Origin of the sequence: Streptosporangium sp. NPDC000239 (assembly GCF_040300765.1) — a bacterium.
Lineage (GTDB): Bacteria > Actinomycetota > Actinomycetes > Streptosporangiales > Streptosporangiaceae > Streptosporangium.
In genome coordinates, this window is record NZ_JBEPEI010000021.1 from 19,926 (window position 1) to 41,153 (window position 21,228).

The 21,228-nt window shown below is 70.3% G+C and carries 20 protein-coding genes; 10 read left to right on the forward strand and 10 right to left on the reverse strand.

Translation table 11 applies throughout. The annotated features are described in order from the left end of the window. Nucleotides 1-5 precede the first annotated feature (5 nt). Together ABT340_RS35200 and ABT340_RS35205 are read left to right on the forward strand one after the other, a co-directional pair. Nucleotides 6-953, forward strand: coding sequence for a hypothetical protein (locus ABT340_RS35200; RefSeq protein ID WP_352015229.1), 948 nt, complete (start codon nucleotides 6-8; stop codon nucleotides 951-953). Between the two features lie 11 nt (nucleotides 954-964). Then, nucleotides 965-2,191: an adenylosuccinate synthetase gene (locus ABT340_RS35205; protein WP_352015230.1), complete on the forward strand. Its 1,227-nt coding sequence runs from the start codon at nucleotides 965-967 to the stop codon at nucleotides 2,189-2,191. Here the strand turns inward: ABT340_RS35205 and ABT340_RS35210 are convergent. Continuing rightward, the gene (locus ABT340_RS35210; RefSeq protein WP_352015231.1) at nucleotides 2,181-2,474 is read right to left on the reverse strand and encodes a Dabb family protein; all 294 of its coding nucleotides are present in this window, start codon (nucleotides 2,472-2,474) and stop codon (nucleotides 2,181-2,183) included. The genes ABT340_RS35205 and ABT340_RS35210 overlap by 11 nt on opposite strands. 267 nt (nucleotides 2,475-2,741) lie before the next feature. Here ABT340_RS35210 and ABT340_RS35215 point away from each other — a divergent pair, with 267 nt between their 5' ends. Next, on the forward strand, nucleotides 2,742-3,029 hold the full coding sequence (locus ABT340_RS35215; RefSeq protein WP_352015232.1) for a hypothetical protein: 288 nt from the start codon (nucleotides 2,742-2,744) through the stop codon (nucleotides 3,027-3,029). Between the two features lie 110 nt (nucleotides 3,030-3,139). Here the strand turns inward: ABT340_RS35215 and ABT340_RS35220 are convergent, their stop codons facing one another. From ABT340_RS35220 to pdhA, 4 genes are all read right to left on the reverse strand, one after another. Next, on the reverse strand, nucleotides 3,140-5,047 hold the full coding sequence (locus ABT340_RS35220) for an ABC transporter ATP-binding protein (protein WP_352015233.1): 1,908 nt from the start codon (nucleotides 5,045-5,047) through the stop codon (nucleotides 3,140-3,142). Nucleotides 5,048-5,511: 464 nt separating this feature from the next. Next, nucleotides 5,512-6,882: a dihydrolipoamide acetyltransferase family protein gene (locus ABT340_RS35225; protein WP_352015234.1), complete on the reverse strand. Its 1,371-nt coding sequence runs from the start codon at nucleotides 6,880-6,882 to the stop codon at nucleotides 5,512-5,514. 12 nt (nucleotides 6,883-6,894) lie between these two features. Then, a complete protein-coding gene (locus ABT340_RS35230; protein WP_352015235.1) occupies nucleotides 6,895-7,878 on the reverse strand; it encodes an alpha-ketoacid dehydrogenase subunit beta in 984 nt (327 codons plus the stop codon). Next, a complete protein-coding gene (gene pdhA / locus ABT340_RS35235) occupies nucleotides 7,875-8,966 on the reverse strand; it encodes a pyruvate dehydrogenase (acetyl-transferring) E1 component subunit alpha (RefSeq protein ID WP_352015236.1) in 1,092 nt (363 codons plus the stop codon). Before pdhA ends, ABT340_RS35230 begins: the two co-directional genes overlap by 4 nt. 345 nt (nucleotides 8,967-9,311) lie before the next feature. On the opposite strand from pdhA, the gene purS reads away from it, so the two are divergent. From purS to purL, 4 genes are all read left to right on the forward strand, one after another. Next, complete coding sequence (gene purS, locus ABT340_RS35240) at nucleotides 9,312-9,557, forward strand: phosphoribosylformylglycinamidine synthase subunit PurS (protein ID WP_352015237.1); 246 nt, start codon at nucleotides 9,312-9,314, stop codon at nucleotides 9,555-9,557. Between the two features lie 537 nt (nucleotides 9,558-10,094). After that, on the forward strand, nucleotides 10,095-10,613 hold the full coding sequence (locus tag ABT340_RS35245; protein WP_352015238.1) for an ATP-binding protein: 519 nt from the start codon (nucleotides 10,095-10,097) through the stop codon (nucleotides 10,611-10,613). Between the two features lie 173 nt (nucleotides 10,614-10,786). After that, complete coding sequence (gene purQ / locus ABT340_RS35250) at nucleotides 10,787-11,470, forward strand: phosphoribosylformylglycinamidine synthase subunit PurQ (protein WP_352015239.1); 684 nt, start codon at nucleotides 10,787-10,789, stop codon at nucleotides 11,468-11,470. Then, a complete protein-coding gene (gene purL / locus ABT340_RS35255) occupies nucleotides 11,467-13,752 on the forward strand; it encodes a phosphoribosylformylglycinamidine synthase subunit PurL (RefSeq protein WP_502992571.1) in 2,286 nt (761 codons plus the stop codon). Before purQ ends, purL begins: the two co-directional genes overlap by 4 nt. Before the next feature lie 97 nt (nucleotides 13,753-13,849). Here the strand turns inward: purL and ABT340_RS35260 are convergent, their stop codons facing one another. Both ABT340_RS35260 and ABT340_RS35265 read right to left on the reverse strand, forming a co-directional pair. Continuing rightward, nucleotides 13,850-13,975, reverse strand: a complete 126-nt coding sequence (locus ABT340_RS35260; protein ID WP_352015240.1) for a hypothetical protein — start codon at nucleotides 13,973-13,975, stop codon at nucleotides 13,850-13,852. A 105-nt stretch (nucleotides 13,976-14,080) separates the two neighbouring features. Then, entirely contained in the window at nucleotides 14,081-14,698 is a 618-nt protein-coding gene (locus ABT340_RS35265) for a TetR family transcriptional regulator C-terminal domain-containing protein (RefSeq protein ID WP_352015241.1), read from the reverse strand. Between the two features lie 66 nt (nucleotides 14,699-14,764). Here ABT340_RS35265 and ABT340_RS35270 point away from each other — a divergent pair, with 66 nt between their 5' ends. Both ABT340_RS35270 and ABT340_RS35275 read left to right on the forward strand, forming a co-directional pair. After that, on the forward strand, nucleotides 14,765-15,133 hold the full coding sequence (locus ABT340_RS35270) for a hypothetical protein (RefSeq protein ID WP_352015242.1): 369 nt from the start codon (nucleotides 14,765-14,767) through the stop codon (nucleotides 15,131-15,133). Next, nucleotides 15,130-15,288 carry a hypothetical protein gene (locus ABT340_RS35275; protein ID WP_352015243.1) on the forward strand — a complete coding sequence of 53 codons (159 nt, stop codon included), beginning with the start codon at nucleotides 15,130-15,132 and terminating at the stop codon, nucleotides 15,286-15,288. Before ABT340_RS35270 ends, ABT340_RS35275 begins: the two co-directional genes overlap by 4 nt. Nucleotides 15,289-15,738: 450 nt before the next feature. Here the strand turns inward: ABT340_RS35275 and ABT340_RS35280 are convergent, their stop codons facing one another. Both ABT340_RS35280 and ABT340_RS35285 read right to left on the reverse strand, forming a co-directional pair. Continuing rightward, complete coding sequence (locus ABT340_RS35280; protein WP_352015244.1) at nucleotides 15,739-16,605, reverse strand: collagen-like domain-containing protein; 867 nt, start codon at nucleotides 16,603-16,605, stop codon at nucleotides 15,739-15,741. 155 nt (nucleotides 16,606-16,760) lie between these two features. Then, on the reverse strand, nucleotides 16,761-17,429 hold the full coding sequence (locus tag ABT340_RS35285) for a TetR family transcriptional regulator (RefSeq protein ID WP_352015372.1): 669 nt from the start codon (nucleotides 17,427-17,429) through the stop codon (nucleotides 16,761-16,763). Nucleotides 17,430-17,511: 82 nt separating this feature from the next. Between ABT340_RS35285 and ABT340_RS35290 the strand changes: the two genes are divergently transcribed. After that, nucleotides 17,512-18,951 (forward strand): MFS transporter, encoded by a 1,440-nt coding sequence (locus tag ABT340_RS35290; protein WP_352015245.1) that lies wholly within the window; start codon nucleotides 17,512-17,514, stop codon nucleotides 18,949-18,951. A 62-nt stretch (nucleotides 18,952-19,013) separates the two neighbouring features. On the opposite strand, the gene ABT340_RS35295 is transcribed toward ABT340_RS35290, so the two are convergent. Beyond that, complete coding sequence (locus ABT340_RS35295; RefSeq protein WP_352015246.1) at nucleotides 19,014-21,119, reverse strand: PhoX family protein; 2,106 nt, start codon at nucleotides 21,117-21,119, stop codon at nucleotides 19,014-19,016. Between the last annotated feature and the right edge of the window lie 109 nt (nucleotides 21,120-21,228).

Below are 21,228 nucleotides of genomic sequence, written 5' to 3' on the forward strand. Positions count from 1 at the left end.
CCCACATGGGAAGCGGAATCTGGTCGACCGACGTCTACTCCGCCGCCGCGAGCTACCGCGCCGCCAAGGGCACCAGCGCCTTCGCCTACAGCGACAGCGGCGCGCGCGCCACGCACGAGGACCTCGACCCGTACGGCGTCGCCGCCCGCGAGAGCCGTGACTCCGACGAGCACCCCGACAGCCTCGCCATCGCCGTCCTGTTCGACGTGACCGGCTCGATGGGCGGGGTCCCCCGTACGCTCCAGACCAAGCTGCCCGACCTGCTGGGCCTGCTGATGCGCAAGGGCTACGCCACCGACCCGCAGATCCTCTTCGGCGCGATCGGCGACGCGACCTGCGACCGCGCCCCGCTCCAGATCGGCCAGTTCGAGTCCGACAACCGGATGGACGAGGACCTCGGCAAGATCCTGCTCGAAGGCGGGGGCGGCGGCCAGAAGACCGAGTCCTACGAGCTGGCGATGTACTTCATGGCCAGGCACACCTCGATCGACTGCTTCGAGAGGCGAGGGCGCAAGGGCTACCTGTTCATCATCGGCGACGAACTGCCCTACCCGAAGGTCAGCCGCCGTCAGGTCCGCCAGGTGATCGGCGACTCCCCGCTGCGGGACATCACGACGAAGGACATCGTCGCCGAGCTGACCAGGGCCTACCACGTCTACTACATCCTGCCCGCCGGGGCGAGCTACGCCGGGGACGGCCAGGTGCTGGCCGCCTGGCGCGACCTGCTCGGTCAGAACGTCCTCGAACTGGACGACCTGGACGCGGTCTGCGAGACCATCGCGCTCACCGTCGGCCTCGGCGAGGACGCCATCGACCTGGACGAGGGGCTGGACGACCTCGACGAGATGGGCTCGGAGGCCGGCCAGGCCGTGGGCAGGGCGCTGGCCCGTCTCGACCGGCGGACGCTCGCGGTGCCCGAGGAGCCGGGCGCCAGCGGCGTGATCCGGCTGTGAGGGGTACGGGCGTGCGCGAACACGTGATCGTCGCCGACCTCGGGTACGGCGACGCGGGCAAGGGGACCGTCGTGGACTGGCTCTGCTCACAGGAGCCGGTGCGGGCGGTCGTCCGCTTCAACGGTGGCGGGCAGGCGGCGCACAACGTCGTCCTGCCCGACGGGCGGCACCACACCTTCGCCCAGTTCGGGGCGGGGACGTTCCGGGGCGTGCCGACCCACCTTTCACGCTTCACGATCGTGGACCCGCTCGCCCTGGCCTCCGAGGCGGCGAACCTGGCCCGCCTCGGGGTGCCCGACCCGTTCGGGCTGCTCACCGTGGACCGGGACGCCCTGCTCGCGACGCCGTACCACGTGGCGGCCGGGCGGGCCAGGGAGCTGGCGCGCGGCGAGGACCGGCACGGGTCGTGCGGGATGGGCGTCGGGGAGACCGTCTCCTACGCCCTGGCGCATCCGGGCCTCGCGCCGACCGTGGGTGACTGCGCCGCCCCGGTACGGCTGGCCCGCAAGCTGCGCGCGCTGCGCCGGGAGGTCGAGGAGACCTGGTGGGTGGCCGGGCCGGTGGCGACGGAGCTTCCCCCGGTCGAGGACTGCGTCGCGGCCTACCGGGCGTTCGCCGAGCGGGTGACCCTCACCGGCCCCGCGCGGCTCGCGGCCCTGCTGCGCGAGGGACCGGTCGTCTTCGAGGGGGCCCAGGGCGTGCTGCTCGACGAGTGGCACGGCTTCCACCCGTACACGACCTGGAGCACGACGACCTTCGCGAACGCCCTCGAACTGCTCGGCGGGGCGGGTGCCGTACGGCTCGGGGTGCTGCGTTCCCACACGCCCAGGCACGGTCCCGGGCCCCTGGTCACCGAGGACCGGACGCTGCGGGTGCCCGAGCGGCACAACGGGACGGGGCCGTGGCAGGGGCCGTTCAGGGTCGGGCACTTCGACACGGTCGCGCACCGCTACGCGCTGGCGGTCACCGGCGGGGCGGACGCGCTCGCGCTCACCCACCTGGACGTGCCGGTCTCGCGGATGTGCGTCTCCTACGACATCGGCGAGCCACCCGTGGGTACGGCGGGCGACCTCGACGGGCAGGCGAGGCTAACGGAACGGCTGCTGCGGGCCCGTCCCCACTACGTGGACGGTGTCGACGACTGGCCGGGGGCGGTCGAGGAGGCCCTCGGAGTGCCGGTGTGGCTCGGCTCCTGGGGCCCGACCTCGGCCGACAAACGCGCGTGGGTCAGATCGTGAACTGTACGGCGGCGCGGGAGGCCACGATGGGCTTGATGTGCTTGGCGATCACCGCCTGGTGCTCCGGGTGGTCCCGGTAGACCAGGAAGTCGTCGGCGTTGTCGAAGTCCGCGACGATGGCGAACTCGTGGTTGCCGGGGTTCACACCCGCGTCGGCCCCCAGCGTGTAGGCGCGGATCTCCGGGATGATCTCCGTCAGCCTGCGAAGCTCGGTCTTGACCGTCGCCTTCTGCTCCTCGGTCGTCCCCTCGGCCCAGGTGAACAGCACGACATGACGGAACATGATCTCCCCTTCGGTCGGATGCCCAGTAAGCGTACGGCCGCCCTTTACGCGGGACGAGCGCGGGGCGTCCCGCGGTATTCGGCGCGGCGACTCCCCCTCGCCCGAAATGCTCCGATATATGCCATTTATTTATTATTTATACAGATCTGTGCGCCTTTGCCAAACTATAAGTGCTTTGCGGTGTCGTGGTAGGTGCGTCTCCTGCGATGTTTGGGGTGTTCGAGCCCAGGAAGGCGAAATCGTCTTCCCGTGAAACCGGAGGATCGCATGGGATCGAAGACTGCTGCCTCGCTCTTCGCGAGCACCATGGGCGCGGGGCTCCTTGCCGGAGTCCTCATCGCCGGCCCGGCGGAGGCCACGACCACGCCCACAGCGGCGGTCCCGGCCGTCCAGACGTCCGTCTCGGCCGGATTCCTCACCGCGGGCTGCTGCCGGCGGCGCTGCTGCCGGTGCGGCTGCGGGTGGCGGAGTCGCTGTGGCTGGCGAGGCGGCTGCGGCTGGCGCGGCGGCTGGCGGTGGAGCAACTGGGGATGGGACGACGACTGGGGATGGTGACGGCGGTCGCGTTTCATCCCGTTCCGGCTTAGGGAAACCCATCGGGAAACGCCTCGCGTGAATCGGTGACTTCCCTCGGCCTCGCCGGAATTCGGGAATGAGAGGACCGGTCAGCCCCTGAGTGGACCCGTCCCCATCCGGGGGCGGGTTCGCCATGCCGTACGACCGAACCTGGTCCGCGTCCGCCCCGGAGCGGCACCGAGCACGACCGTGCGGGCCGTCCCCGGGACGAACCGCAGGTCATGGGTGAGCAGGATGGTCGTACGGCCCGCCATGAGACGGCCGAGCGGCTCCATGACCCGGGCGGCGGTCTCCGGGTCCAGGCCGGTCATCGGCTCGTCGAGGACGAGCACCGGGGCGTCACGCAGGATCGCCCTGGCGATGGCCAGGCGCTGGCGCTGGCCACCGGACAGCAGCCTGCCTCGCTGCCCGACCTGGGTGTCGTACCTCGCCGGGAGCCGCTCGACGAACTCGTGCGCCCCGGCCATGACGGCGGCCCTGACGATCTCGTCCATCCCGCAGCCGGGACGGCCGTAGGCGATGTTGTCGCGTACGGTGCCGGAGAAGAGCAGGTTCTCCTGCTGCAGAACGGTCACGGCCTCACGCAGCGCCGTACGAGGAATGTCCCTGATGTCCACGCCGTCGAGCAGGACACGCCCCTCGGCCGGGTCGTGGAAGCGCAGCAGGAGTTTGGCCACGGTCGACTTGCCCGCGCCGCTCGGGCCGACGCACACGACCAGTTCGCCCGGTTCCGCGTGGAAGGTCAGGTGCCGCAGCGTGGGAGTCGACCTGCCCGGATAGGTGAAGCCGACGTCGGCGAAGTCGATCCGTCCCCGTGGCGGCGCGGCGGGCGGTACGGCCCCGGCGGAATCGGTGACCCGGGGCCGGATCCGCAGGATCTCGATCACCCGGTCGGAGCCCGCCGCCGCCTGGGAGACGGTCAGCGCGAGTTGCCCGAGCCCCTGGACCGCCGGGTAGAGGTAGGCGAGGTAGGCCGCGAAGGCGAGCAGCCCGCCGATCGTGAGGCGGCCCGCCGTGATCTCCCACGCGCCGACCCCGATGACGACGAGCAGGCAGACGGTCTCGATGATCTGGACGACCGGCCCGTACAGCGCGGAGAGCCTGGCCTGGGTCACGTTGGCCCTCATCCAGGCGCGCCCCTGGGTGTGCAGCCGCCGCGCCTCGGTGCCCTGCCGGTTGAAGGCCTGCACCAGCGCCTGGTTGGCCAGGCCCTCCTCGATGACGCCGTTCATGACGCCGTTGCTGAGCCGCTCACGCGCGGCGGCCGTCCTGAGGCGCGAGGCGAAGAGTTTGGAGACGACCAGGAACGCCGGGACCATCGCGAACGTCACCAGCGCCAGGTCCCAGCGGGTCAGCAGGGCGGCCCCGGCGAAGAAGAACACGCTGACGGTCGTCGTGAGAATCCTGACCACACCGGAGCCGACCAGTTCCTCGATGGCCTCGACGTCGTCGGTGAGCCTGGCCATCAGGTCGCCGAGCCTGCGCCGGTCGAAGAAGTCGGGGGTCAGGGTCTGCATGTGCGCGAACACCCGGTCCCGCAGGCGCAGCAGGAAGCGCTCGCCGCCGACGGCGGTGGCGTAGGAACCGAGGAAGGAGGCCAGCCCGGCGACGACCATCAGGCCGAGCCAGACGAAGGCGGGCTCCCAGAAGGCGTCCAGGTTCTGTCCCGCGAGGACCTCGTCGGTGATGCGGCCGAAGAGCCGGATCGCCCCGATCTCACAGAGGGCCGCCACGATCGCCAGCAGCACCCCGGCCACGAACAGCCTGCGGACCCCCCGGGTGTGCGGCCAGAACCGCCCGAAGGCCTCCCTGATGGAGACGAAAGGGGCCGGTGGGGGGTCGTCCGGAGGACGTGCGGGGGTGGAAAAGGAGAACCGGCGGGTTACCCGCCGGTTCGTCGCTGAGGGAACTACCACCACCAGCCGCCCCAGCCCCAGCCACCACGGCGCCAGCCCCGGCCACCGCATCCGCAGCGACGGCGTCGGCAGCCGCCCCACGCGAGCGGGGCACCGCCGGCCGGGAAGAGCTTTTCGAGTCTCATTTGCTTTCCCTTCTGGTGGAACCTTTCGCGAATCTCCAAATCACGACACTAGCACCGATATATGCATTAACCACTAAATCCCCGATGAATGGATAACGTTTTAACCGGATATGTCATGACATCCTCGGACGCGCCACCGGCCACCCCAAGGGGAACATCACCACAGGTCAAAACGGCCCCACGGAGCACGCCGTACGGCAAAGCCCCTTCCCCGAAATCAGGGAGAAGCGGAACACCGGGTTCACAGAAAGGTCATCGACCCGCACGGGAGCCCGGTCGCCACGGACCGGTCCGCGGGCTTCACGTGTCAATCGAAACGCCCCGGGAAAGGCCACGGAAACGGCGGCGCCGCAAACGCCGGGTAAAAGGGGACGGGCCCGCCCCCGTGAGGGGACGGGCCCGTCGGGCCGGTGCGGGGGCTCAGCCCCAGGCGAGCATGCGCAGCGGGTCCTCCAGCATGGCGCCCACGTCGCGCAGGAAGAGCGAGCCCAGTTCGCCGTCCACGATCCGGTGGTCGAACGACAGCGCGAGCGTGCACACCTTCCTGGGCACGATCTGCCCGTCGACCACCCAGGGCAGGTCCCTGATCTGCCCGAAGGCCAGGATCGCCGACTCGCCCGGGTTGAGGATCGGGGTCCCGGCGTCCACCCCGAACACGCCCACGTTCGTGATCGTGATCGTGCCGCCCGACATGTCGGCGGGCTGGGTACGGCCCGCCCGCGCGGTCTCGACCAGCGCCCCCAGGGCGCGGGCGAGGTCGGGCAGCGACAGCGCGTGGGCGTCCTTGACGTTGGGCACGATCAGGCCGCGCGGGGTCGCCGCGGCGATGCCCAGGTTCACCCGGTGCTTGACCACGATCTCCTGGTTCGCCTCGTCCCAGGAGGAGTTGACCATCGGGTAGCGACGGGCCGCGACCAGCATCGCCTTGGCCACCAGCAGCAGCGGCGAGACCTTGACCTCGGCGAAGTCGTCGAGCAGCCGCAGCCGCCTGACGGCCTCCATCGTCCCGGTCACGTCCACCTGGAGGAACTCGGTGACGTGCGGCGCGGTGAACGCCGAGGACACCATGGCCTGCGCGGTCGCCCTGCGCACTCCCTTGATGGGGATGCGCTCCTCGTCGGGTCCCTGCGCCACGGCCGTCGCGCCACGCCCGGGCGCGGCGACCGCGGCGTGGACGTCCTCCCGGGTGATGCTCCCGTTCGGGCCCGTCCCGGTGAGCGTGCCCAGGTCGACACCGAGGTCCTTGGCGAGCTTGCGCACCGGGGGCTTGGCCAGCACCGCGCCCCGCGCGGCACCGGACCCGGCGGGCGCGGCAGGCCCAGCGGGCGCGGCAGCGGGCTCAGCCTGCCGTACCGGAGCCGCCGGAGCCGGAGCCTCGACGGCCGCCGGAGCGGGAGCCGGGGCGGTGGCCGCCGGAGCGGCGGACTTGCGGGGCCTGCGCTTGGCCGTACCCGGCTTGACGCCGTAGCCGACCAGCACGGGCTGCCGCTCCGGCTTGGGGATCGTGGGGACCATGTCCTCGGCGGGGGTCCCGGCCGGTGTCTCCGGAGGACCCGAGCCGTCGTCGACGGTGATGATCGGCTTGCCGACGTCGACGGTCTGCCCCTCCTCGGCCAGCAGCGCGGCGATCACCCCCTCGTACGGCGAGGGCAGCTCGACGATGGCCTTGGCCGTCTCGATCTCCACGATGATCTGGTTGACCTTGACCGGATCGCCGGGCTTGACGTGCCAGCGGACGATCTCGGCCTCAAGCAGGCCCTCCCCCACGTCGGGGAGCTTGAACTCCTTCACGTCGTCTCCCCTCTAGAACGCGAACACGCGGTCGACGGCTTCGAGGACCCGGTCCAGATCCGGGAGGTAGTGGTCCTCCAGCCTTGAGGGCGGGTAGGGGGTCGAGGGCCCGCCGACGCGCAGCACCGGGGCCTCCAGGTTGTAGAAGCACCTCTCGGTGACCCTGGCGGCGATCTCGGCGCCGAACCCGTTGTAGACGGGCGCCTCGTGGACCACGACGCACCGCCCGGTACGGCGCACCGACTCCACGACCCGGTCCACGTCGAGCGGGTTGAGCGAGCGCAGGTCGACCACCTCGACGGACCTGCCGTCCTCCTCGGCCGCCGTCGCGACCTCAAGGCAGGTCTTCACCATCGGGCCGTAGGCCAGCAGCGTCACGTCGCCGCCCTGCCGTACGATCCTGGCCTGGTCGAAGGGGGTCCAGTCGGCGGCGGAGGAGGCGGTGTCCACCTCGGCCTTCTCCCAGTAGCGCCGCTTGGGCTCGAAGAAGACGACCGGGTCGTCGCTCCTGATCGCCTGCTGGATCATGGTGTAGCCGTCGACGGGGTTGGAGCAGGCCACGACCCGCAGGCCACCGGTGTGGGTGAAGTAGGCCTCCGGCGACTCGCTGTGGTGCTCGACCGCGCCGATGCCGCCGCCACAGGGGATGCGCACCACGACGGGCAGCTTCAGCTTGCCCAGCGAGCGCAGCGGCATCTTGGCGAGCTGGGTGATGATCTGGTCGGCCGCCGGGAAGACGAAACCGTCGAACTGGATCTCGCAGACCGGGCGGTAGCCCCTGAGCGCGAGTCCGATCGCCGTGCCGATGATGCCGGACTCGGCCAGCGGGGTGTCGATGACCCGCTGCTCGCCGAAGTCCTTCTGCAGGCCGTCCGTGACGCGGAAGACACCGCCGAGCTTGCCGACGTCCTCACCCATGATCAGAACCTTGGGGTCGTCCTCCATGGCCTTGCGCATGCCCTCGTTGAGGGCCTTGGCCAGCGTGAGACTCGTCATCCCTCGAACCCCTCCAGGTAGGCGGCGAACTCCGCGCGCTCCTCCTCCATCAGCCGGTGCGGCTCCGCGTACACGTGGTCGAAGATCGCCAGTGGCTCGGGGTCCGGCAGGGCCAGACAACGCCTGCGGACGTCCTTGCCCAGCTCGTCGGCCTCGGCGTCGATCGCGTCGAAGAATTCCTGGTCGGCGATCTCGTTCTTGAACATGTAGGCGCGGACCCGCTCGATCGGGTCCTTGAGCTTCCACGCCTCAAGCTCGCTGGCCACGCGGTAGCGGGTCGGGTCGTCGGAGGTGGTGTGGGCGCCCATCCGGTAGGTGAAGGCCTCGATGAGGGTGGGTCCCTGGCCGGAACGCACGTCGGCCAGGGCCTTGCGGGTGACCGCCAGGCAGGCGAAGACGTCGTTGCCGTCCACCCGGACACCGGGGAAGCCGAAGCCGCTGGCCCTGCGGTACAGCGGGATGCGGGTCTGCTTCTCCAGCGGCTCCGAGATGGCCCACTGGTTGTTCTGGCAGAAGAAGACCACGGGGGCGTTGAAGACCGACGCCCAGATGAACGACTCGTTCACGTCGCCCTGGGAGGTGGCGCCGTCGCCGAAGTAGACCAGCGTCGCGTTCTCCGCGCCGTCGCGCTGCACACCCATGGCGTAGCCGACGGCGTGCAGGGTCTGGCTGCCGATGACGATCGTGTAGAGGTGGAAGTTGTGCTCAGCCGGGTCCCAGCCGCCGTGGTTGACCCCGCGGAACATGCCCAGGAGGTTGACCGGGTCGACCCCCCGGCACCAGGCGACGCCGTGCTCACGGTAGGTGGGGAAGACCATGTCCGTCGCGGCGAGCGCCCGTCCGGAGCCGATCTGCGCGGCCTCCTGGCCGAGCAGGGAGGCCCACAGGCCGAGTTCGCCCTGGCGCTGCAGGGCGACCGCTTCCAGGTCGACGCGGCGCACCAGGACCAGGTCCCGGTAGAGACCGCGGATCTCCTCCGGGGTCAGGTCGATGTCGTAGTCGGGATGCTCGACCCGTTCCCCCTCCGGGGTCAGCAACTGGACGAGCTCCGCAGGTGCTTGCGCACCACGAGGGGCCTCGGCTGTCACGTGCCACTCCTGTGTGCTCAGGGCCTTGGGAGGTGGGTTCACCACCGCTGTCCGGCCGGTTAGCAGCGCATCCGATCCGACTGGTGGTGGTTCGTATGCGTTTGTGGACATCGTGGCAGAGGTCACATACCTGTGCGCAAGACCTGCCCCGACATCCATCTCGCCCCTTGTTCCCGCCGGATCACCCCTCTCACCCTCGCATGGACCGCTCCCTCGGCGCACGGACCGGTTCGTCGTGTGGAACGTGCCCGTCCCGCGGCCACCCGGGCCCCGGGACCAAACGTCCGGCGGAGCCCGTTACTCTTGAGGCGCCTAACCGTCCCCGCAGCGACCAGGAGGAACACCGTGGCGCGCGTCATCGTCGACGTCATGCTGAAGCCCGAGATTCTCGACGCGCAGGGCCAGGCCATCGCCCGCGCGCTGCCGCGGCTCGGCTTCTCCGGCGTCTCCGCGGTACGGCAGGGCAAGCGGTTCGAGGTCGAGATCGACGGCCCCGCCGACGAGGCCGCCCTGGCCGAGGTCAGGAAGATGGCCGAGACCCTGCTGGCCAACACCGTCATCGAGGACTACACGGTCACCGCCGAGGCGTAGGCTCTTTGCTCCGCCTGGCGGCGTCGCGGGCTTGGGCGCTTCGAGCCAACGCTTTCCCTCGTCGCTCATCCGCTTCGCTCCTTCGCTCCTCAGTCCAAGCGTCGGCGCGCCCAAGCCGGGTTCTTTGCGCCGCCTGGCGGCGGCGCGGGCTTGGGCGCTTCGGGTCGGTGCCTTCCCTCGTCTCTCCGTCGCTTCGCTCCTGCGTTCCTCGGTCCAGACACCGACGCGCCCAAGCCGAAACTCCTCGCACACGGCGCCGGTAACCCGTACCTTTTGGCGTCGTGGGTTCGGGGTGGCTGTCATCGGGCGTCGAAGCAGTGACCCTGGACTGTGGCCTACACGGCGAAGATCCACACAGATCCCGGAACGCCCCTTATCTCAGGGGTAGATCCCTTACGCCCAGGTAGATCACTTTCTGGACCTGCCGTAATCCCACAGCTTGACCAACACTAAATAACATTAAGGTTATTTTGCGGTTAGCCCGGATTCCGCGGGGAAACCTTGACAGGGTGACGTCTGGCCCGGGAAGGGGGTCCGGTGGATATCGAGTTCTCGCTGGCTCTGCCGAGAGAGGCCGTCGGCATACCGATGGTCCGCAGAGCCCTTGGCGACTCGCTTCGCTCACTCGGCGTCACCGAAAGCTGCGTGTCCGACATCCTGCTCGCGGTCACCGAGGCGTGTGCCAATGCCGTACGCCACGGGGGCCCCGCCAACCGCTACGAGGTCGAGGTCGCGATCGGCTACGGCCGTTGTGACGTCCAGATCATCGACAGGGGGCAGGGCCTGGCCCGGCTCCCCGAGCACTACCCTCCGGGCGACACGGAGAACGGCCGGGGCATCCTGATCATGCAGGCCGTGGTCGACGAGATCTCCTTCGGCGTCACGCCGGGCCGGGGCACGACCGTGCACCTGCGCAAGCACCTCGACTGGGACGACGACGCCCTCCTGCTGCGCGAGAGCCTCGCGTGCGAGGGCCTCGTGCGCGAGGGGCTCATGTGTGACAACCGCGTGCGCGTCGGGCTGCCCCGCGAGGACCGCGTCCTCGCCGCGGTGTGAGAGACCCCACAGTTTCACCAGGTCACATGACTGAGAAGGCCATGCCGTACGGCCCGGCGACCTGCGCGTGTGACCCGCTTGTCGGGAACGGATAGCCTGGGCGCACCGCCGCAGACCGCTGTCCACCGTGAGAGACGCCGGCGCGGCGCTCGTTTGTGGAGGGGAACGCTGTCATGAGTGCTGCCCGCGTGGGCGTCGTCACTTTTCCCGGGACTCTTGACGATCAGGACGCGGCGCGTGCCGTACGTCACGCGGGCGGCGAGGCCGTTCCGCTGTGGCACGCCGACCCTGATCTCAAGGGAGTGGACGCGGTCTTCCTGCCCGGTGGGTTCTCCTACGGGGACTACCTCCGGTGCGGAGCCATCTCCAGGTTCGCGCCCCTGATGGAGGAGCTGATCCCGGCGGCCAGGGCCGGGCTTCCTGTTCTGGGCACCTGCAACGGCTTCCAGATCCTCTGCGAGGCCCACCTGCTGCCCGGCGCGCTGATGCGCAACGCGGGGCTGCACTACATCTGCCGTGACCAGGGCATCAGGGTCGAGAGCACCGCGACCCCCTGGACCTCCGACTTCGCCGAGGGCCAGGAGATCGTGCTGCCGATCAAGCACGGCGAGGGCCGTTACGTGGCCGACCAGGAGACCCTCGGTGCCCTTGAGGCCAACGGGCAGGTCGTCTTCCGCTATGTCGGGGGCAATCCGAACGGCTCGCTGAACGACATCGCGGGCATCAGGAACGAGGCGGGCAACGTCGTCGGCCTCATGCCGCACCCCGAGCACGCGGTCGAAGACCTCACCGGAGCCCCGAGCACCGACGGCCGGGGCTTCTTCACCTCCATCCTGAAGAAGCTGGTGAACCTGTGAGCGAGCACGAGACCCCGCGCCCCGAGGCGGTTCTGGACACCGTCAAGCGGGCCCAGGACACCCCCGACGAGCGGCAGCCGTACGCCGAGCTGGGCATGAAGCTCGACGAGTACGACCGGGTCCGCGAGATCCTCGGCCGCAGGCCGACCAGCTCCGAGCTGGCCATCTACAGCGTCATGTGGAGCGAGCACTGCTCCTACAAGTCCTCCAAGGTGCACCTGCGCCAGTTCGGCACCAAGGCCCCCAAGTCGGAGGCCCTGCTGGTCGGTATGGGGGAGAACGCCGGCGTCGTGGACGTCGGCGACGGCTGGGCGGCCACCTTCAAGATCGAGTCGCACAACCACCCGTCCTACGTCGAACCGCACCAGGGCGCGGCGACCGGTGTCGGCGGCATCGTGCGCGACATCATGTCGATGGGCGCCAGGCCGATCGCGGTCATGGACGCCCTGCGCTTCGGCGGCGCCGACGCCCACGACACGCGGCGGGTGCTGCCCGGCGTGGTCGAGGGCATCAGCCACTACGGCAACTGCCTCGGGCTGCCCAACATCGGCGGCGAGGTCGTCTTCGACCCCTGCTACATCGGCAACCCGCTGGTCAACGCGCTGTGCGTCGGCCTGCTCCGCAAGGACCAGATCAAGCTGGCCACCGCTCCCGGGCCGGGCAACAAGGTCGTGCTCTTCGGCGCGCTGACCGGCCCCGACGGCATCGGCGGCGCCTCCGTCCTGGCCTCGGCCACCTTCGAGGACGAGTCGCAGGCCAAGCGCCCCAGCGTCCAGGTCGGCGACCCGTTCATGGAGAAGCTCCTGATCGAGTGCTGCCTTGAGCTGTACCAGGCGGACGTCGTCGTGGGCATCCAGGACCTCGGCGCGGCCGGTGTCTCGTGCGCGACCACCGAGCTCGCGGCCAAGGGCACCGGCGGCATGGACGTCAGGCTGGACCTCGTCCCGCTGCGCGATCCGTCGCTGCGGCCCGAGGAGATCCTGATGAGCGAGTCGCAGGAACGCATGATGGCGGTCGTCACCCCCGACGACATCGATGCCTTCATGGCGATCTGCGCCAAGTGGGACATCCCGGCGACCGTGATCGGCGAGGTCACCGACGGCGGACGCCTGGTGATGACCTGGCACGGCGAGACCATCGTGGACATCCCGCCGGGCACCGCGGCCGACGAGGGCCCCGTCTACGAGCGGCCCTTCCACGAGCCCGCCGGGCAGGCCGCCCTGAACGCCGACGTCCCCTCCCGCCTGGCCCGCTCCGAGGACCTGCGCGCCGCGCTGCTGCGGCTGCTCGGCTCGCCGAACCTGGCCTCGAAGGAGTGGGTCACCTCCCAGTACGACCGCTACGTCCGGGGCAACACCGTGCTGGCCCAGCCCGCCGACGCCGGGGTGCTGCGCATCAGCGAGGTCATGCCCGGCGCCGAGGAGACGACCAGGGGCATCGCGCTCGCCACGGACGGCAACGGCCGCTACGCCAGGCTCGACCCGTACGCGGGCGCGCAGCTCGCGCTGGCCGAGGCCTATCGCAACGTCGCGGTGACCGGGGCGACCCCGCTCGCGGTGACCAACTGCCTCAACTTCGGCTCCCCCGAGGACCCCGAGGTCATGTGGCAGTTCGCCGAGGCCACCCGGGGTCTCGCCGACGCCTGCAAGGCCCTCGGAGTGCCAGTGACCGGCGGAAACGTCTCCTTCTACAACCAGACGGGCTCCACCGCGATCCACCCGACCCCGGTCGTCGGCGTGCTCGGTGTGATCGACGACGTGGCGAACCGGGTCCGCAGCGGCTTCACCGCCCCCGGCCAGAAGGTTCTGCTGCTCGGCGAGACCGAGGAGGAGTTCGGCGGCTCCGAGTGGGCGCACGTGGTCCACGGTCACCTGGGCGGCCTGCCGCCGAAGGCCGACCTGGAGGCCGAGCGCGCCCTCGCCCTGGTCCTCACCGAGGCCGCCTCACGCGGCCTGCTGACCGGCTCCCACGACCTGTCCGACGGCGGTCTTGCGATCGCCCTGGCCGAGTCGGTCCTCGCCCAGGGGGTCGGCGCGACGGTCACCCTGCCGGACGACGACGCCTTCGTCGCCCTGTTCAGCGAGTCGTCGGCCCGCGCGCTGGTGACGGTCGCCCCGGAGTCGTTCGAGGCCTTCGCCGAGCTGTGCGCCGCCAACGACGTGCCCTGTCAGTGCCTGGGCCTCACCGGCGGTGACGCGCTGGTCGTGGAGAACGTCCTGGAGATCCCGGCCACCGAGCTGCGGGAGACCCACACCTCGACCCTCCCGGCCATCTTCGGCTGATCCATCCCCGTCGGGGGGTACGGCTCGCGGGCCGTGCCCCCCGACGGCGTTTCTCACGGTCCCCCGCGCCCCCGTGGCCGGGGACCCGCCGTGCCGGTCACCGCTCCTGCTCCGGCTCCGGCCTCTCGTGCCTGCCCGGTCTGGTCCGGGTCTCTGCCTGCTGCCTGGTCAGCGACGGTACGAAGTCCTTCTCCTCGACGGGCTTGCCCTCGTGCTTTCCCATGGAGGTTTCCCTTCTCGCGGGGCTCCCGGCATGACGTACTCACCGTGACTGTAACCTCGCTCCTCGTGTCCGGGGAGAGACAATCGGCTCCCCTGTCGGCCACCGTCAGGCGAGGCTGTCCAGGTGTGCCCGCAGAACGTCGAGGCAGATCTCGGGCGAGAGCAGGTCGGGATACAGGACGGTGTTCAGGCTGAGGCCGTCGAGCAGGGAGCTCAGCCGCTCGATCTCGATGTCGAGGTCCAGGCCGGGCCGCAGGGTCCCGGTGTCGATCGCGCGCCGGAGAACGCGCCGGACGAGGGCCCGCATCCCCGCCGCGGCCTCACGGGCGAGATCGGCGTCGATCGCGGGGTGGGTCCTGGCCGCGGTGACGAAGTCGACGAAGACCGCGGCCTCGGCGCGGCGGGCCTCGTCGAGGGGCAGCAGTTCGGCGAACAGGTTCAGGGAGAGCCGGCGCCGCTGCTCTCCGGTAAGAGCCTCCAGGTCCCCCACCTCGTCGATGCGGCGCAGCAGCCGTCCCTCGACCCGGTCGAGCATGGACCGCATGGCGAAGCCCATCAGCTCCTGCTGGTTGGCGAAGTAGTGCCGCAGGGAGCCGATGTTCAGCCCGGCCTCGTCCGCGACCGCGCGCAGGGAGGCCGCCTGCAGACCGTCCCTGAAGACGACTCTGAACAGCGCGTCCACGACGTCGGCACGACGGGCGACCGGATCGACCTGCTTGGGCACACCTCTTTTTATCACACCTGTGATACCTTCGATTTATCACACCTGTGATAAATCGAAGGAGGAGCCGTGCAAACGGTGCTGACCCTGATGCTCGTCAGATTCGGCCTGATCGTGGGAGGGCTCGTGGTGGTCGCCCTGATCGCGTTCGGCGTCGCCGTCACGCTCAAGCGCCGGGGCAGGGGTGCCCAGGTCCGCCGATACGCCGAGGCCGCCGCCGGCTACCTCGAAACCCGTGCCACCGCACGGCCCGGGCGGGGAGGTTCCCGTGGACGGCTCGCCGGTGAGGCGGTCCGGTTCGCGGCCCGGTACCTGGATGACGGGCAACGCCCCAGGAACGACCGGCCCTTCGAGGACGACCAACGCCTTCGGGATGACCGGCCCTCCGAGGGCAGTCGGCGCTTCGGGGACGAGCGGTACGGAAGGGACGACCGGTGAGCGGAGACGGGGGCTCGGAACTGCTCGACCACCTGCTGCACGACTTCATCGTCAAGGGGATCATCGTGGCCGTCGCCCTGGTCGTCCTCGCGGTGGGCATGGTGATCATCTGGCGGATGGCCGGGCGGAGCGGCCCCCGCGACCGCGACCGATGACACGCGAGGCACGGGGGTACTCGCGAGCGTGGGCCTACCGGGAGCCGAGGCCTGCCGAGCGCGGAGCGTTTCCGGACACGGGGGTTTCCAGGCGCGGGGGTTTCCAGGCGCGGGGCTTTCCGGCGTGAAGGTCCAGGCGTGGAGGTTTCTGAGCGTGGAGCCTTTCCAGGCATGAGAGTTCCAGGCGTGGGAGCCGTCCAAGGCGGGAGCCGTCCAAGGCGGGAGCCGTCCAAGGCGGGAACGAGAAAGGCCCCTCCCGGAGTGCGGCCGGGGAGGAGCCTTCCTGGTCCTGCGTGGGGCGCGGGTCGCGCCCCTTCTGTCCGTGGGTCGCGTGAGGCCGGGTGTCCCGACTCCGTCCTCACGCGACCCACCTGGCCCTGCCATTCGTACGGCGGGGGCCGAGGAAGGGCCATCCGCTACGCGGAGCCCTTCCCGTCGAGCTCTCCTGGATCAGGAGAGGCAGATCACATAGATGGTGCCGCTGGCGTTCTTGCCGGACACGGTCCAGCCGGTCGGGGCGCCGCTGCCGGCGTTGGGAGCGCTCGCGTAGATCTGGGCCGAGCCGCTTCCGCTCCCGAGGCTGTAGCCGCCGCCGGTGGCCTTGCCCGAGTCGCAGGTCACGGTCTTGGAATTGCTGCCATAGCCGCCACCGCCGAAGCTGAACTGGGCGGTGTAGGTGTTCAGGGTACCGGCGCCGCCGGAACCGGGCTCACCCTTCTCGCCCTTCTGGCCCTGGGGACCCTGCGGGCCCGCGGGGCCCTGAGGACCCTGGTCACCCTTCTCACCCTTGGCACCGGGCTTGCCGTCCTCACCGGCCGGGCCCTGCGGACCCTGCTTGCCCTGAGGGCCTGCCGGACCCTGATCTCCCTTGGGGCCCTGGGCACCGGGCTTGCCGTCCGCGCCGTCCTTGCCATCCTTGCCGGGAGCACCCTGCGGACCCTCAGCACCCTTGGGGCCCTGCGGACCCGCCGGGCCCTGCTTGCCCGGCAGGCCCTGCTCGCCCTTGGGGCCCTGCGGACCGGCCGGGCCCTGGGCGCCGTCCTTGCCCGGGGCGCCCTGCGCGCCACGAGGGCCGGAGCTGGCGATGCCCTGGCTGACGTTGTTGCCGTCACCCCAGGTCACTCGGATCTCGGTGGGCCTGCACACGGCGGACGGGTTCACGATGCGCGCGTAACGCGTCTTCTTGTTCACACAGGCGTGAATCTCGGAACCGGCCGTCGCTGCGACGGCGCTGCCGCCCACGGTGAGCATGGTTCCGGCCAGCACTCCGACGGCCACGACACTAAGCGTGCGGGCGCCCGGCACCTTGAAAGCCACAGGGCTTCCTCTCTGCTACACCAGTTACTGGTGTGTTGGAAGGGGTCATTTAGGACACGCTTAGACCGTTCCATTCGTTGTCACGCTAATCATCACGTTTTCGCATCACTCCCGCTTCGCCGTACCGAACGCCAGGTCAGGGGTGCGGAGGCATCTCACAACGGGCGTGCCGCACGGCGGGCCGCCATGACCTCGACGCCGCCGATCAGCAGGTCGACCCCGAAGGTGTCGTAGACCTCGGCCGAACAGCCGTCGACGAGCGGGGTGGCCATCTCCACGAGGTGCGGGTAGGACTCGCGGGGCAGCGACTGCAGGCTGAGCCGTTTGATCCGCTTGGCCTCGGCCGCCTCGTGGTCCGACGGACGGCGCCGGTCGCGCGCCTCCCCTCCGGCGAGGGCGATCGCGCCCTTCAGGAGGTATCTGGCGACCAGGCAGCTCTCCTCGTAGGTGAACCCGGCCTGGTTGATCAGGCCGAGCGCGGTGTCCCACACCCGCAGGAAGCTCGGCACCTCCATCTGGTCCACCTCCTCCAGCACGGAGGCGGCGCACGTGTGCCGTCGCAGGATGCCGACCAGGTCCGCGACGAGGCCGCGCAGCCGCTCGTTCCACGGTCCCGTGGCGTCCTCCTGGGTCGCGAAGCCGCGCATCAGGTGGTCGCCCATGCCGACGGTCAGCTGCTCCTTGTTCTTGAAATGCCAGTACAGGGCCATGGGAGTGACACCCAGGTCCTGGGCGAGCCGCCTGATCGTGACCGCCTGGAGCCCTTCGGCGTCACCGATGCGCAGCGCCTGGTCGATGACGGCGTCCCGGGTCAGTTTTCCCATCACGGTTGACAACTATACGCCGTACAAGCTCAACTATGCGATGTACATGTACAACGTATAAGTACGCCGTATAGGAGTTGACGTGACGACTGACCGCCGGTGGTGGGCGTTGGGGGCGATCTCGCTCGGGACGTTCATGACCTACCTCGACAACAACGTGGTGAACGTCGCGCTGCCGACGATCCAGCGGGACCTCGGGCTGAGCCTGTCCGGACTTGAGTGGATCGTCAGCAGCTACATCCTGGTGTTCGCCGGACTGATGCTGGCCGGAGGGCGGCTGGCCGACATCCTCGGCCGACGAAGGATCTTCGTGCTCGGGCTGAGCGTCTTCACCCTGGCCTCCCTCGCCGCCGGACTGGCCACCACCGGCGGCCTCCTGATCGCCGCCAGGGCGGCCCAGGGCGTCGGCGCCGCCCTGCTGACCCCGACCGCGCTCGCCCTGATCAGGTCGGTCTTCCCCGACGCCAGGGAACGTGCGACCGCCATCGGCCTGTGGAGCTCCGTCGGCGCGCTCGCCCTGGCCCTCGGGCCGTTGACCGGCGGTTTCATCAGTGAGAACTGGCGGTGGGGCTGGATCTACCTGATCAACGTGCCCGTCGGGCTGGTGACCGTCGGCCTGACCCTCTGGGCGATCAGGGACACCCCCGACGGCCGCGTACGGCACAGCCTGGACATCCCCGGCCTGGCCACGTCGAGCCTGGCGATGTTCGCCCTGACCTACGGACTCATCGAGGGCGGCCGGGCCGGTTGGACCTCACCGGAGATCCTCGGCGCGTTCGGGCTGGCCGTCGCCTTCGCGATCGCGTTCGTCGTCATCGAGCGCCGGAGCCGGGAGCCGATGATCGACCTGTCGGTGTTCAGGTCACGGGTGGTCAGCGGCGGCATGCTCTCGATCGGGCTGTGGGCGTTCGGCGTGTTCGGGATCTACTTCTTCACCGCGCTCTACCTGCAGAACGCGCTGGGTTTCTCCCCCCTTGAGGCCGGGGCCTCCTTCGTGCCGATGGCCCTGGTGATGGCGGTGTCCGCCGCCCTGTCCGCCCGGATCAGCCAGCTGATCGGCACCGCGCCGACCGTGGCGGCCGGACTCCTCGTGATGGCCGGGGCGGTCTTCGGGATCTCCTTCGTCGGCGAGGGAGGCACCTTCGGCGACCTGCTGCCGTGGTTCCTGCTGTACGGCCTCGGCGGCGGCCTGCTCGTCCCGGTCACCACGGTCGTTCTGGGCATGCTCCCCGCGGACCGCGCCGGAATCGCCGCGGGCGTGCTGAACGTCTCCCGGGAGGTCTTCGGCCTGCTCGGCGTCACGATCCTCGGGGCCATCCTGAACGGCAGGCAGACGGCGTTCCTCGCGGACGGCGCGGGCCCGCTGACGGCCTTCCTCGACGCCTACCGGACGACCCTGGTGATCGCGGCGCTCATCGTGCTGGTCGGGGTGCCGGTCAGCCTGTTCTCCCTGCGCCGGTCCCGCTCGGGGCGGGACGGGGACAGGCCCGCGGAGGCCGTACCGGCGATGGCGCAGGGATGAGGAAGTACGGTGCTGCCCGCGACCCCGCCCAGATGGGCGCGGGCGGCACCGGGATCATCGGGTCAGGAGCCGATCTTCCCGCCCCTCCTGTGCCAGGTGACCACCACGGCGGGGCGGGGCTGGCTGGTGCCCCCGTCCGGCCAGTGGCTGCTCGGCGCCTCCGGGGTGGCGCCGTTGGTCTCCCCGGGGTGCTGGACGGCCGTGAAGACACTGCGCTGGTCGGGGCTGACCAGGGGACCACAGGTCTCCGCGCCGACCGGGACGCTCAGGAACTGCTTGAGGTGGCCGCGCTCGGGACCGCGGACCGGCATGACGAACAGGCCGTCGTGGGCGCCGAGCTGGTTGCCGTCGGTGGAGATCCACAGGTTGCCGTCGCCGTCGAAGGCGACGTTGTCCGGGCAGGAGATCGGCGAGACCTTCGTCTTGTCGAACCCGGCGAAGTAGGTCGCCGGGTCGTTCGGGTCACCGCAGACCAGCGGCAGCGACCAGGAGAAGGTCGTGGCGCCCGCGTCGTCGCGCCGCTCCGTGATCTCCAGGATGTGGCCGTGCTTGTTGGCCGGACGCGGGTTGGCCTCGTCCACCTGCGCGGGGGTCCGGTTGGCGTTGTTGGTCAGCGCCACGTAGACGCCACCGGTGACCGGGTTGCGCTCCACGTCCTCGGGACGGTCCATCTTGGTCGCGCCGACCTTGTCCGCCGCGGACCGGGTGTAGACAAGGACCTCCTGGGCCGTCATGCCGGGCACGTGCGAGATGCCGCCGGTCACCAGCGGAATCCACTGCCCGGAGCCGTCGAAGCTTCCGTCTGAGGGCAGCTTGCCGCTGCCGTCGATCTCCTTGGCCGGGCTGTCCCCGGTGAACTTCGCGACGTACAGCGTGCCCTCGTCGAGCAGCGTCCGGTTGTGCCGGTCGAAGCCGGGGATGTAGCGCCTCTTCGAGACGAACTTGTAGACGTACTCGAACCGGGAGTCGTCCCCCATGTAGGCCACGACCCGGCCGTCCCTGGCCAGGGTGGTCGTCGCGCCCTCGTGGGCGAGCCTGCCCAGGGCGGTGCGCTTGATCGGGGTCGAGGTGGGGTCGAACGGGTCGATCTCCACGATCCACCCGAACCTGTTGACCTCGTTGGGGTGCTTGGCCAGGTCGAAACGCTCCTCGACCCGGTCGAACCTGCGGTTGCCCGCCGGGACGCCGGTCGTGGGGCTCACGCCGTACCGGGAGAGGTAGGGCTTCTGGGCCTCGGGGACGCCGTTGCCGTTGACGAAGTACTGGTTGAAGTTCTCCTCGCCGCTCAGCACCGTCCCCCACGGGGTCGTGCCGCCGGCGCAGTTGTTGAGCGTGCCGACCGGGGTGGTGCCCGCCGGGTCGGCCGCGGTCTTCAGCAGGTCGCCGCCCGCGGCGGGACCGGTGAAGCGCATCGGGGTCAGCGCGGTGATCCGGCGGTTGTAGCGGCGGCGTCCCCGGGTGACGAGCCGCCACTGCCCCGTCCCGCCGACCCGCTCGATCTCGACCACCGAGCCGCCGTGCGCGGCCAGCGCGATCCTGATCTGCTCCTCGGTCGCGGCGTCACCGTTGGTGTAACCGCGGAACATCAGGTTCTCGTCGGTGTACTCGTGGTTGACCCAGAGCAGGCCACGGTGGCCGCCCAGCGGGAAGAAGGTGACGAAGTCGTTGTTGTAGCCGAACTGCTTGGCCTGCGCGTCCGCGCTCTGGTTCTCGAAGTCGAAGGCGGGCGCGTCGGGCAGCACCGGGTCACCCCAGCGCACCACCGGCGCCGTCTCGTAGCCCTCGGGAACCGTCACCCTGTCGTCGGTGTTCGGCGGGACCGCGGTGAAGGTGAGCCTGCCGCCACCGTGACCCCCGTGGCCTCCCGGGCCGCCGTGGCCGGGACCGAAGGCCTGCGCCGCGTCGTCGGGGCCGGGAGCGGCCAGGGCCGGGGCCGCGCCCGTCGCGACGGCGCCGATCGCGAGCGCGCCGAGGGTGCCCGCGCGCAGCACCCCGCGGCGGGAGACGACCTCGGCGACCACGTCACCGAAGTAGGTGTTCTCGCTGGTGTTCTGGACGTCGTGAGCGCACTGGTTGCCGCAGCGGAACCAGCAGGTCAGCGCGCTGCGTCCACCCCCGTGAGGGTTGGCCAGCAGGGGGAGCGCTCTGCGCGGTGACACGTTCGCCACGGGGGCCTCCAAGGTTGTGGTGCGACCGGTTCGGCTGGACGTTACGAGGGCCGGGGGAATCCGGAGTGAACGACGTCTGCCCACCCGGTGAAGCGTGTGTCGCGATCCC

Coding starts and splice junctions, on each gene's coding strand:
- ABT340_RS35200 (WP_352015229.1), top strand. CDS start 6: ATGGGAAGCGGAATCTGGTCGACCGACGTCTACTCCGCCGCCGCGAGC.
- ABT340_RS35210 (WP_352015231.1), bottom strand. CDS start 2,474: ATGTTCCGTCATGTCGTGCTGTTCACCTGGGCCGAGGGGACGACCGAG.
- ABT340_RS35215 (WP_352015232.1), top strand. CDS start 2,742: ATGGGATCGAAGACTGCTGCCTCGCTCTTCGCGAGCACCATGGGCGCG.
- ABT340_RS35230 (WP_352015235.1), bottom strand. CDS start 7,878: ATGACGAGTCTCACGCTGGCCAAGGCCCTCAACGAGGGCATGCGCAAG.
- purQ (WP_352015239.1), top strand. CDS start 10,787: ATGAGTGCTGCCCGCGTGGGCGTCGTCACTTTTCCCGGGACTCTTGAC.
- ABT340_RS35260 (WP_352015240.1), bottom strand. CDS start 13,975: ATGGGAAAGCACGAGGGCAAGCCCGTCGAGGAGAAGGACTTCGTACCG.
- ABT340_RS35285 (WP_352015372.1), bottom strand. CDS start 17,429: ATGGGAAAACTGACCCGGGACGCCGTCATCGACCAGGCGCTGCGCATC.